A 12092-nucleotide genomic window follows, 5' to 3' on the forward strand; every position below is an offset into this window, starting at 1 on the left:
CATGTCATTCTACACAGCACTGACCGGACTTAACGGCGCGCAATCAGATATCTCGGCCACGTCCAACAACATCGCCAACGTCGGAACGACCGGTTTCAAAAGAAGCCGTGCCGAATTTGGCGACATCTTCGCGACGTCTCCATTGCAGAACTCATCTTCGTCAATTGGCTCGGGTGCTATCCTAAAGGGCATTAAGCAGCAATTCACCCAAGGCAACATTGCTTCATCACTGAACGCACTGGACCTCGCGATCTCTGGTCAGGGCTTCTTTGCGCTAAAGCCCTCGCTCACTTCGTCCCAGACCGTTTACACCCGCAATGGGTCGTTTAACGTGGACAATGACCGATATGTTGTCGATAGCTCGGGACAGTATTTGCTGACTTACCCGGTGAACACCGACGGATCTGTCACGGCCAAAGACCTCGACAGCGCCGTGCCGCTAAAACTCCCAGTGACGTCCGGCGACCCGAACGCAACCTCAAATATTCGCCTTGGCGTCAACGTGCCCGCTGATGCACCGGTTGTCACGAATCTTCCAAAATTCGCAAACGGCTATGTTTTTGATCCGAGTGACGCCGAAAGCTATACCAACTCCACGTCGATCACCATCTTTGACGACCTTGGAAACCCGACCATTGCGACAATCTATTTCATCAAGACGCAAAATGCTTCTGCGTCGGATCCGACGAACAAATACGACACTCGGCTTGTTATTGATGACACAGTGATCGATCCAAATCTGGTCGCCGCTGTGAATGATAACGGTAAGCAGATTTTCGTAGACCGTTTCGGAAATCAGACCACGCAGGTTCCTGATGACAACTACTTCCTGGAAGGAAAGGGCGCACCTCTTTATAAGCTCGACGATCTTCGCACAAAGGTGAACTCACAGCCAGCGTCCATTCAGGGTGAACAAGCTGGCTTTGACTTTGGCGAAGAAGGCGACAAGCTCATTGAGATTGTGACGGATCCACTCATGTTCCCCGCCACGGAAGAGGGTGGCAACACGAATTCCGGCGTTTTCTGGGGCAAGGACTTCTTGCTGGTCAACGTTGATGACAGTGACGCCCCAGTGTCTATTAATTTAAGACCGGGAAAGTACAACGCAACCCAGCTTGCGGCAGAAGTTGAGCGCGCGATTAATGAAGCCTATGGCGATGATAAGAAGTTTCAGATTGTTCAGAACGTGGACGACGAGTTGACAATCGATCTTTTTAAACTTGGAACCGACGGAAGTCCGGTCTCCCTTGGTGAGAACAGAATTACCGTTGATCTTCTGAAGGAGACGTCTGTTTCGGAACTCGCGGGCATTGCCATCGACGGCGCCTCCCCTGACTTCACAAAAGATGAATTTCTGGTGCATGTCCAACAACGCATCAATGCAACCCTGAATGATTATATCGATCCAACTGGGAACAATGGTGCAGCGACCCTGGGTCTGGATGGACGACTGTTCACACGCGCAGTGGGAGAAAAAATCTCGACACCCCCGAGCGCGCCTGCAATCATTCAGCTTGATCACAATGTTGGGACGGCAGGTATCACCGCCGCAAGTGAAACCAAATTTCTCGCATACTCCAACTTTGGCAATAAGCCTTCTTTGTCGGTCTTTGATGGCAGCATACCCCTGACGACTGCCAATGGTACTAACACGCTTACATATGACCCGACGCAAAACAAAATCACGTTGTACGTAAAGTCGGCAGACTATGATCCAAAGTCAGCCACAATTCAGCTGCAAGGTCCGACCACTGGCCAGTTTGGGGCGCTGTTGAATGGCCGAACGTTGCGCCTGATTGACTCAGCAGGCGTTACCGAGGGCATCTACACAAAGATTCAGATTGATGCTTCCGGATTGGCACTGTCAGAGACTGGATTTTCATATGGTTCAAGCGACGGAGCAATCAATCTGCTCTTTAACCCATCATCAGACGTTGAAGCGTTTTTTGAAGGTGCCAAGAATGGGACTGAGGGGGTCGTCACAACCTTTAACAGTTCCAAGATTGTGCTGCGTGAGATCGGCACTGATGCCAACAGAAAAACATCCGATACGTCCTATGAGCATGCCTTCGTGATTTCGAACTTCGATCAGCGCGTCGCATTGGCGGCACCGGTCAACGCGAACAAGCTTTCCTACGATCCGCTTAAAAAGGAGATTACCCTTCTGGTCCCGAAGGCCAGCTATAATCCTGAATCTGCAACCGTTCAGTTGCGGGGTCCCACCAACGGGCAATTCGGGACCTCGCTCAATGGGCGCACATTACAGCTGATCAACTCTAACGGTGTGACTGTGACCGACTCGTCCGTTACCCCTGCAGTAGATTATACGCAGATCAAGATCGACGCTTCGGGCCTGAATTTGCCTGCAACCGCCTTTGTATTTGGCAACAACGACGCCGCCATCAGTCTGCTGTTCAATCCGTCTTCTGGAACGAAACAGTCCGCCGTCAGTTCGCTAGGTCTAACAAATTTTGTTTATGATGGCACCAGCACAACGACCATTGCGAACTCAGAAACAAGAATCAACTTGGTTAATAAACTAAACTGGGTGGACGAGACCAACCCCGCCATCAAAGTGTCTTATGATGGCGTTAACCAAAGGCTCCAGTTCTCCGTCGATCGTACGATTCTTGGGACCGGAACTGGGTCCAACTTCAATTCGTTCACAGTTTACGGATCGTCAGACGCTCAAGATACAAACAACCTCGGCATCCCTGACAGCGGAAATGCGACCCAGGTGCTAATCCGTGGTGGGGAGATCTTGTCGGCTGAGAGCTTTGTCGCAGACGGCGAAGAAATCCAGTTGAACGACAAACGCTACGGAGTCACGGTCGGATATAAGTCTGACACAAAGTCCTTTGTAATCAACTCTGGTACCACCGGCGAGAATATCGCCGAGAATGGCGCCATTGGTGTTTCCAATTCCCAAAAAGCTTCAAATATTCAAATCGGTCGCAGGACGCTAAACAGTGATGGAACGGTTGATGCGAGCGAAGTCATAAATCTTGAGAATCGGATCATCGGTGGTGGTGAGAATTCTGTTCTTGGATTTGGCGTTACAAAGTCTGACTATCTCTTCAACGCCGGGCGAGGCTTGGCAGCACAGTCTGCAATCGCAACGGGCAGGGCAGCGCAAGGTGATCTGACCAATGTATTCCGACTGACCGGAAACGGTGGCGAGAACATCTTCAACATTTCGGTGAACGGGATTTCTGGCGTGATTGAAATTCCAGCGGGGAACTATGTGGGTACAACCCTCGCCACCGCGCTTGAGGAGAGAATCAACCAGATTTCCGACCCCGTGACTGGCGAAGGTGTGGGCGGCGTGACGGTGCGCTATTCGGCGGCAACGAACAGCTTCACCTTTATAACTGGCACGACCGGTGATGCCTCAACAATCAAAGTCAAAGGCACTTCCCGGCTTGGGCTTGACGATGTGCCTTTGGGCGTCGGTGCGATCCCGAAGATCTATAATCTTGTGCAAGCCAAAAACGCCGATGGCGTTGCACTCTATGTGGATCCAGACGGCAATGTGGTCACCACTCCGCCAGAGAACATGGTGTCAGGATACTACCCCCTCTATATTGATGAAGGCGAGTTGACCTTTGACAAGACGGGTAAACTGGTCAGCCCAAAGAATATGGTGAGTTTCGAGCAACAAGGCGATGGTTTCTCGATTTCTCTGGCGGTGGATTTCTCTGCATCTACCCAATATGCACAACCCTTCTCGGTTCTCTCGGTCGAGCAAGACGGTTTTACGTCTGGTCGTCTTGATGGCTTGGAAATTGATAGCGCGGGGACGATCCGGGCCAACTACACCAATGGGCAAAACAACCCGTTGGGAAAGATTGTAGTCGCCTCGTTCAACAACCAGAACGGTCTAAAACAGGTCGGTAACGCCACTTATGTGGAGACAGCGGTATCTGGTTCACCGCAAGTGGGCGAGGCTGGCTCCGAGGGCTTTGGTAGTGTTCAGTCGGGTTCGCTGGAGCGTTCGAACGTGGATATCACAGAAGAATTGGTGAACCTGATTACTGCGCAGCGCAACTTCCAAGCTGCAGCGAAGGCGATCGAAACGACGACGACCTTGACGCAGACCATCATCAACATCCGAATGTAATATCACTAGAGAGGGGTCGTTGAAATGGACCGCATGATCCATACTGCACTGAACTCAATACGAAACCTCTATGACATTCGGTTCACGACATCCCAGAACTTAGCCAATATGGCGGTTCCGGGATTCCGTCGTGAAATGCAGAACGAGGGGGGTAGCGGTTTTATGCTGGAAGACGGCCAGCTTAGCCCGCGTGCATTCGCATTGGAAATGGGAGCCAATCAGTTCTCCGAGGAACAAGGCGCGATCGCGCCGTCCGATCTCGCGACGGACATCGCATTGGTCAATGACTCATACTTCATTGTAGATCCTGGCGCGGGAAACTTTGCGCTTTCCCGTCGCGGAGATCTCAAAACCAACTCTGAGGGTCAGTTGATTGACGGCGCTGGCAGTGTCATGATGTCGAGCGCAATGCAGCCAATTGAGATTCCGGCATTTCGAGAGATTCAGATCACCCAGATCGGCGAGGTCTTGGTGAACCCCCTTCAAGCAGAGGTTGGACAGTTCGTCTCTGTAGGGTTCATTTCGACCACTGCTCCAGTCTCCAAGATGGCTAAAGATCTTGACGGGCACATTCGATATTCAGACGGAACAGCGATCACACCGGATCAATCTGGCAAGATCATGCAGAATGCGCTTGAAGCGTCGAACGTCAATCCCGTTGAAGAACTTGTTTTCTCGATGGAGATGCAACGGCAGTTTGAAATCAATATGAAGCTCATTTCGGCTGCAAAAGATTTGGATGAAGGCGGCGCGCAACTTTTGCGGCTGCCCAACGAATAACAAATTTCTGAGACTATGGCACGGTGTTTGCAACAGAAGACATAGCAGTTTCAAAAGGACTTGAGCCATGTCTTCAAGCGCTATGCATGTTGCGACCACGGGTCTCAACGCTCAGCAGATCAAGATGCAGGTCATTGCCAACAATCTGGCAAACGTAAATACAAACGGCTTTAAGCGAGATCGCGCCAACTTTGAAAGCCTGCTTTATCAGGTCATGCGATCAGGTGGGGCGCAAACTTCCGACGGAACAATGCTGACATCGTCCGCGACCATCGGCACTGGGGTACGGTTGGTTTCAACCGACAAGCTCTACACTCAGGGCAATTTGATCAGCACAGAGAACTCGATGGATTTGGCCGTTGATGGCCAGGGTTTCTTTCAAGTTCTATTGCCTGATGGGCGCATGGGTTACACGCGGAATGGTGCATTCTCCCGGGATGCGGAAGGCACTTTGACCACGGCGTCAGGGTATGTTGTTCAACCCGAAATTCAGATTCCCGAGGGCGCGACGGAGATCAACGTGGGTGCAAACGGCGTCGTGTCCGTATTGGTCGGCGGGCAGGCAGAACCTCAAGAAGTGGGGCAACTGACGCTTGTGGATTTCATCAACCCACGCGGTCTGCAGCCGATTGGCGAGAGCTTTGCAGTGGAGACGCCTGCTTCGGGTGGCCCAATTGAAGGCAACCCGTTTGAAGGTGGCTTTGGGAAGATTACCCAGGGCTTCCTTGAGGGGTCGAACGTCAATGTCGTTCAGCAACTCGTCGACATGATCGAAACCCAACGCGCCTATGAAGTGAGCTCGAAATCGATCACCGCAGTTGATGAGATGATGCGCTACGTCTCGAACAATCTTTGATCGGAGGTCGCGTGATGACGACATCTAGTTTCAAGCTTGGGCTGATCTTCTTGGCACTCACAGCCTGCTCCGAGGTCGTTGAGGAGCGGGCAAGCGAAGACTACCAGCCGATCTATAACATGCCAGAGGAGATTGATCCCTCGGCAATGCCGAGTGGCGCGATTTACTCAAGCGCGCAGGTCGGTCTCTTTGCTACGGACAGACGCGCCGCGCGTGTCGGGGACATCTTGACCATTGCTTTTACCGAAAGCTTCTCGGCAACGAAGTCACAAAATGCGGCGTCCACCAAGACCAGCAGCACAAACTTGACACTGCCGTTGTTGGCCACATCCGCAAGCGGTGAGCTTGCGACAGGCGGCGGTCAGAATTTCACGGGATCTGGGTCGGCGGCACAGTCCAACTCCTTGACGGGCCAAGTTTCTGTCCACGTGATACGTGTTTTGCCGGGCGGGAACCTTGAAATCCTTGGCCAAAAGCGCCTCACGTTGAACAACGGCGATGAGTACATTCGCGTCCAAGGTATCGTGCGACCGGAGGATATTTCGTCCGACAACGTCGTTCAATCAGACCGTATTGCGAACGCCGACATCAAGTATATCGGCGCGGGTGAACTGGCGGACACCGGCAAACAAGGTTGGCTGGGCCGAACCTTAACTGCCGTCAATCCGTTCTAAAGGACGCAATCATGAAACGTTTTCTGCGTCTTGCGTTCGCTACCTTGGTTCTGCTGGTTCCAAGCGCTGCTGTGGCAGAGCGGATAAAGGACGTGGCGTCGATCGCCGGTGTGCGCGGAAACCAGTTGGTTGGTTACGGGATTGTCGTGGGCTTGGCAGGAACCGGTGATGGTGGCAACGGGCTTACCTTGCAGTCCATGCAAGCGATGGTGTCGCGGTTTGGGATTGTGACAGACACGGCAGGTTTGAATGCGAAGAACGCAGCTGCCGTGATGGTGACATCGGAACTGCCGCCGTTCATCAAGCCCGGCCAAAAAATGGATGTCACGGTGTCCACGGTCGGCGGGGCAAAGTCGCTGCGGGGTGGCACTTTGCTGATGACGCCGCTTCTTGGTGCAGATGGCGAAACCTATGCGATTGCGCAGGGCAATCTGGTGGTTGGAGGCCTAGGAGTCGAGGGCGCAGATCAATCGTCCTTGGTGGTGAACATTCCGACGACGGGCCGGGTCTTGGGCGGGGCGACGGTTGAAAAGATGGTCGAGACGGGCTTTTTGGAAGCAGACCATTTGATCCTGAACCTGAACCGCGGCGATTTCACCGCGTCGCACAACATGGCAGAGGCCATCAACGAGCTCTTTGGCGCAGGCGTCGCAGTGCCGTTGGATTCAAGCTCGGTCAGGGTGCGCGCACCGCAAGATGCGGCACAGCGTGTTTCGTTTGTGTCCTTGCTTGAGAACATCGACGTCAAAGAGGCGGAACCTCCCGCGACTGTCATCGTAAACTCGCGCACCGGAACCATTGTCATTGGCGGCAATGTGCGTGTGACGCCCGCAGCGGTCACGCATGGGTCATTGACCGTGAAGGTCAACGAAGACCCCAGTGTGACACCCAATTCCAACGTGGCGATGAACGACAATCAAACCGTCATTACCCCGGCTGCCCCCACGGTGACACCAGACAGCGAGATTGCCGTCGACGAAGAGACAGCGCGTGCCTTTGTGTTTGATGCGGGCGTTTCTCTGTCCTCTTTGGTGGATGCGATCAACGCGGTTGGAGCCTCGGCGTCTGATCTTGTGGCAATCTTGGACGCTCTGCACGAAGCAGGTGCCTTGCACGCTGAACTCATCGTGATCTGAGCCCAATGGACAAGATGCCCCCCCTTCCCCAGGCTTCTCTTGGCACCGACAGCGCCTTTGGTCGACCTGCGATCTCGGCCAAGAACGCTGGCCCAGAGGAGTTGCGTCAGGCCGCCGAAGCGTTTGAATCGATGTTCGTTCGGATGATCTTGGCGCAAGGCCATCAGACCCAATTGGCCGACGGCCTATTTGACAGCAAAAAAGACGACTCCTTCCAATCGATGTTGGATGCCGAATACGCAGAGTCCGTTGCCGGTCAGGCCGATCTTGGCATTGCCAGCGCGCTTTACGCGCAGTTTTCTGGGGCTTTGCCGAAAGTGAAGGAGTGATCGCGTGGCCAGCCTGCTCGACATTGCTTCCAGTGGGATCCAAGCCTATCGCAAGGCGCTCTCGGTCACCGGGCAAAACATTGCCAATATTGACACCGAGGGTTACCGGCGGCGCGAAGTCAATATGCGCGAAGTCTCTGCGGGCCAGAATGACATTACGACGATTTCCGATCAGACTGGCTTAGGCGTTCAAGTCAGCGATATCGGCCGCGCGTTTGACGTCTTTCTGGCGGCCAGAAGCCGCAGCGCAACGTCGGACTTTGCAGAGGCAGACGCAAGCCGGGTCAGCCATGAGGCACTTGAATCGACGATCTTGCCGGATGACTATGACATTAACTTTTTCCTAAAAGAGTTCTTTGACGGCCTGAACTCAATCACTCAATCCCCCGCAGACCTGTCAGGTCGCGTGGTCGCGATCAGCCAAGGCACTGCTTTGGCAGGCGCATTTTCCCGAACTTCCTCAGCACTGTCTGACCTCAAAGATCAAATCTTCGCCCAAGCCGAAATCACTGTGGGCGAGATGAACTCCTTGCTGACAGGGCTTCGAAATACACAGCGACAGGTGGTCGCCAGTGCCGCCGGTTCAGGTGCCAATTCCATTCTGGATTCGCGCGACCAGGCACTGGCAGATCTGTCGCAATATGTGGGCTTGACGGTTGACACCCTGTCAAACGGCGCTGCACGCGTGCGGCTGGGCGCATCTGGAAATGGGCCGATCCTCGGGACAGCCACCGAAGCAGGTTCCGTGGCGCTGCAACGCACAGATGATCGATTGTTTGTGTTGGCAGGGCAAAATGGAAACATAGCCGAAACGCAAGAGGTCACATCCGGCCGGCTTGCCGGGCTGATTGCCGCTTATGACACGGTTTCACTGACCTTGAACAAGCTGGACGCCCTTGCCAAGCAACTGGCTCAGGATTTTAACGCTGTACATGCACAGGGCTTATCGCTGGATGGCAAGCCCGGCGGGCTGATGTTCAGCGCTGACAGCTGGGCGATTGCGCGCGCGCCAACCAATCTGGGGGATTTTTCGACCAGTATAACTGCCGCACAGATCACACCCGCCGACGCCCAGCCTGTGACCTTCACCTATGATGCCGCCAAATCTGGTTGGGTAGGCACAAAGCCCGATGGCAGCGTCCTTCAGACGCCGAAGTCCAAGATCACCTTAGACGGGGTGAGCGTCAATATCTCCGGGCAGCCGGCGAATGGAGACAGCTTCACCTTGGCACCATCGATCGGCAAGGCTGCAAACCTGCGCTTCTTGCTGACACGTCCCGAAGAACTGGCGGCGGCCTCGATGATAATGGCGAGCGCAAACGCGTCCAATCTAGGCAGTGCGTCGCTTGGCGTGGTCGGCGGCAATCCGATCACCCCGACGGATCTTCCGCTGCTTTCGGACGTGACGGGCAATGACCTGTCCTCTCTTGCAGGGGCAAGGCTGCGCGAAAACGGCGTGTTGGGGATCATTCCGGCTGGCACGGTTCGGGCTGATCTCGCCTCACTGACCCGGCAAGAGCAAATCAGCTTTACGCTTAGCAGTGCTCAAACAACTGCAGCGGCGAGCTTGACGGTGACCTTAGCTGGAGGTGCCTTTGCAGGCACCCATACTTTCGCTTGGCCTGACAATTCCGCATTGGCAGGCGATGCCAAGACAATCGAACGCATTGCACAGGCTTTGAACACAGGGGCCTTGAAGGCAGGCGCTTTTAGTCTGGCGGATCTGGGTTTGCACGCTGCCGGGTCCGGTACGAATTTGACCCTTGCCGCAGAAACCGCCAGTTTCTCCGGCGGAAGCCTTGGTGGAGCCAGTGGCCTTGTAACCCCTCGCATTTCCGCGGCCAGTGACATTCAGATCTTTACGCGCGAAGGCGTGCAGATTGCCGGAACCGCGCTCAGTCAGGCCGATGTCATCCGCTACTTGACTGCGGCCAATGGTTTCTTGCCCGACGCGGAATATCGCGCAGACTACTTGAACACCTCTTATCGTGGCATGACGGTGGACCGCGTCAGTCCTACGGGCGGCGCGACATTGACGATTTCAGGCGCGGGCTTTGCGCCGTTCCAGAAAGCTGGCAGCAGTTTACCGCTTCGATCCAGCGAAGCGGGCAGCTTGACGCTGAGGCTTGAAGGAGAAGCAAGCACCATCGCCCTGCCGCAAGGGACCATGGCAGGCTACATTGCGTCCCTCGTGCAAGGGCAATCTGCCGACACCGGCCTTGCGGCTCGTGCAAGCACACGGGTTGCCCTGAGCGACATCAAGGATGGCACGATCTCATTCCAGATCACCGGCGCGAACACGACCCCGATCACCATCAATTCGGGTGTAGCAAACGGCTCGCTCAGCGAACTAGCGACCGCGATCAATGCACAACGCGCCTTTACTGGCTTCTCCGCCCTTCTCGGTGCAGATGGCACGCGGTTGGTTCTTTCCAGCGACCTTGGTGATGATCTTGCTTTGGCACAGGTCACAGCAAGCGGTGGCGAGTTCACCATTGGTGCGGTCGATGAAGATGGTGAGCTATATGCCACTGCGCTGACCCTTGGCGGGGTGAGCGGCAACTCGGCCGTTCGAGTCGGCGGCACAGTCACACTTACCTCGGCATCGGACTTTTCGGTAAGCTTCAATGGCGCAGCCGCGGTGCAAAGCCAAACAGATGCGTTCACGCAGGGCCTGATGAGCCGCACGCGTGACTCTGCTGGCGGTTGGCAAGAGGTAGGTTTCAACCTGACCGAAGGCCTGGATGGCAATGAGTCCAGTGCGGATGGCCTTTCGGCTGCGGTTGGGGCGACCACGCTCTCGCTGAACCTTGGGGGCCTGTCGGTCAGCGTGAAGGCCAGCACGCTGCCAGATTTGAAGTCTGCCACCGTGGCCCAAGCCATGGCAAATGCTCTGCGCGGCTTGGGCAGCGTTCCCTCGATGACAGGGGCGCCGCTGCCGCTTTCTGGTTTGCCAGCAAATGGCAGCGTCATCGGGGTCACACTTGGACGCGAAACCTATCAGCTTGAAATGGTGGATAACGAGGTACGTGTCCTCGGGCCAGAGGCCAATCGCATCACAGCCTATTTCGACAGCGCAAATCGACTGCAGATATCCGCGACAGGTGGCAGCCTTTCGGGTCAGGCGCTCGCGCTGTCTGCGGACACGCCCACGAATATGGCAGCCGCTTTTGGCCTAACGTCAGAGGCCTCGCGTCAGATCACCGGACAAGTGTTTAGCAAACCCTTGGGCGATACCAGCTTCGCGCTGAAACTCGCCTATGGGGAATCCGTCACGAATGTGACAGTCCTTTACAATCGAACCGCCGACAGCTTTACGGCGACTGGACTGCCAACAGGGGTAACCTTTAGAGCCTTGGCAGAGGGGACCAGCGCAGCGCGGGTCCAGCTTGTGGCTGCGGGCAATGACCAAACCACATTAGGGTTTCTGGCAAGTGCAGGTGCGGCAAACTTACGTTTGGTCACCGCAGGCGCCCAAGTCACCTTGACGGATGATGGCTTGCGATTTGACTCTGTTGACGGCAACCCGATCGCCTTGTTAGGCGCAAGCAGCGCTCAGAACGGCAGTCGTTTGCGCTTGTCCGGTGTGCCGAATGAAGACTTGATTGTCCTTGTAACCGGCACTGGCGCCCGCATGATCGCCAGCGCGTTAAGCCCGGCAAACACCCAACAAGAGCAAGCTGCACCCAACCTGTCCTTTCGGGTGATGGACGCCACGAGTGGTCGTGTTGAGATTTTCGATCAATCGACCGGCAGCGCCATGGCCACACGCTACCTGGGCGAAGACGGCACTTTTTCCGTTGCGGGTCACACGTTCCGACTGAACGGCGCACTTATCACGGGCGACCAGTTCAACGTTGCTGCAAACCTTAAGGGCACCGGTGACGCGACCAACATCACCGCGCTGATGGGGCTTCAAGCCAGAAACGCACAGACAGGCGAAGGCGGCTTTCGTGAGCGCTTTGGCGCGATTGTGACCGAGGTGGGCGCCAAGACCCGCGCAACGAAGACAAGCGCCAGCGAAGCGCAAGCACGCCAGGATGCAGCTGTGCAGCAGGACGCAGAGTTTTCGGGTGTGAACTTGGATACTGAAGCGGCAAAACTTCTGGAACAGCAACAAGCCTACCAAGCTTTGGCACGCGTTCTGCGCACATCAACCGAGTTGCTGCAATCGCTGCTCGACGCAATTTCGTAATT

General features: G+C 55.1%; 7 protein-coding genes. All 7 read left to right on the plus strand.

Going from position 1 to position 12092, the window contains the following annotated elements; translation table 11 throughout:
• Position 1: 1 nt before the first annotated feature.
• The 7 genes from AC72UB_RS04885 (at position 2) to flgK (ending at position 12090) form a co-directional block, all read left to right on the plus strand.
• On the plus strand, positions 2–4120 hold the full coding sequence (locus AC72UB_RS04885; protein ID WP_505188771.1) for a flagellar hook-basal body complex protein: 4119 nt from the start codon (positions 2–4) through the stop codon (positions 4118–4120).
• Between the two features lie 24 nt (positions 4121–4144).
• Complete coding sequence (locus AC72UB_RS04890; RefSeq protein WP_505188772.1) at positions 4145–4900, plus strand: flagellar basal body rod C-terminal domain-containing protein; 756 nt, start codon at positions 4145–4147, stop codon at positions 4898–4900.
• A 67-nt stretch (positions 4901–4967) separates the two neighbouring features.
• On the plus strand, positions 4968–5756 hold the full coding sequence (gene flgG / locus AC72UB_RS04895; protein WP_505188773.1) for a flagellar basal-body rod protein FlgG: 789 nt from the start codon (positions 4968–4970) through the stop codon (positions 5754–5756).
• 14 nt (positions 5757–5770) lie between these two features.
• Complete coding sequence (locus tag AC72UB_RS04900; protein ID WP_505188774.1) at positions 5771–6430, plus strand: flagellar basal body L-ring protein FlgH; 660 nt, start codon at positions 5771–5773, stop codon at positions 6428–6430.
• An 11-nt stretch (positions 6431–6441) separates the two neighbouring features.
• A complete protein-coding gene (locus tag AC72UB_RS04905) occupies positions 6442–7566 on the plus strand; it encodes a flagellar basal body P-ring protein FlgI (RefSeq protein ID WP_505188775.1) in 1125 nt (374 codons plus the stop codon).
• 14 nt (positions 7567–7580) lie between these two features.
• The gene (locus AC72UB_RS04910; RefSeq protein ID WP_505188776.1) at positions 7581–7895 is read left to right on the plus strand and encodes a rod-binding protein; all 315 of its coding nucleotides are present in this window, start codon (positions 7581–7583) and stop codon (positions 7893–7895) included.
• A gap of 4 nt (positions 7896–7899) precedes the next feature.
• Complete coding sequence (gene flgK, locus AC72UB_RS04915; RefSeq protein ID WP_505188777.1) at positions 7900–12090, plus strand: flagellar hook-associated protein FlgK; 4191 nt, start codon at positions 7900–7902, stop codon at positions 12088–12090.
• The last annotated feature ends 2 nt before the right edge of the window (positions 12091–12092 follow it).

Origin of the sequence: Allotabrizicola aquatica (SeqCode) (assembly GCF_965194375.1) — a bacterium.
Taxonomy (GTDB): domain Bacteria; phylum Pseudomonadota; class Alphaproteobacteria; order Rhodobacterales; family Rhodobacteraceae; genus Tabrizicola_A; species Tabrizicola_A aquatica.

What these genes read in the sequence shown, in the direction of transcription:
- AC72UB_RS04885 (WP_505188771.1), top strand. Translation starts at nt 2, where the DNA reads ATGTCATTCTACACAGCACTGACCGGACTTAACGGCGCGCAATCAGAT.
- AC72UB_RS04890 (WP_505188772.1), top strand. Translation starts at nt 4,145, where the DNA reads ATGGACCGCATGATCCATACTGCACTGAACTCAATACGAAACCTCTAT.
- flgG (WP_505188773.1), top strand. Translation starts at nt 4,968, where the DNA reads ATGTCTTCAAGCGCTATGCATGTTGCGACCACGGGTCTCAACGCTCAG.
- AC72UB_RS04900 (WP_505188774.1), top strand. Translation starts at nt 5,771, where the DNA reads ATGACGACATCTAGTTTCAAGCTTGGGCTGATCTTCTTGGCACTCACA.
- AC72UB_RS04905 (WP_505188775.1), top strand. Translation starts at nt 6,442, where the DNA reads ATGAAACGTTTTCTGCGTCTTGCGTTCGCTACCTTGGTTCTGCTGGTT.
- AC72UB_RS04910 (WP_505188776.1), top strand. Translation starts at nt 7,581, where the DNA reads ATGCCCCCCCTTCCCCAGGCTTCTCTTGGCACCGACAGCGCCTTTGGT.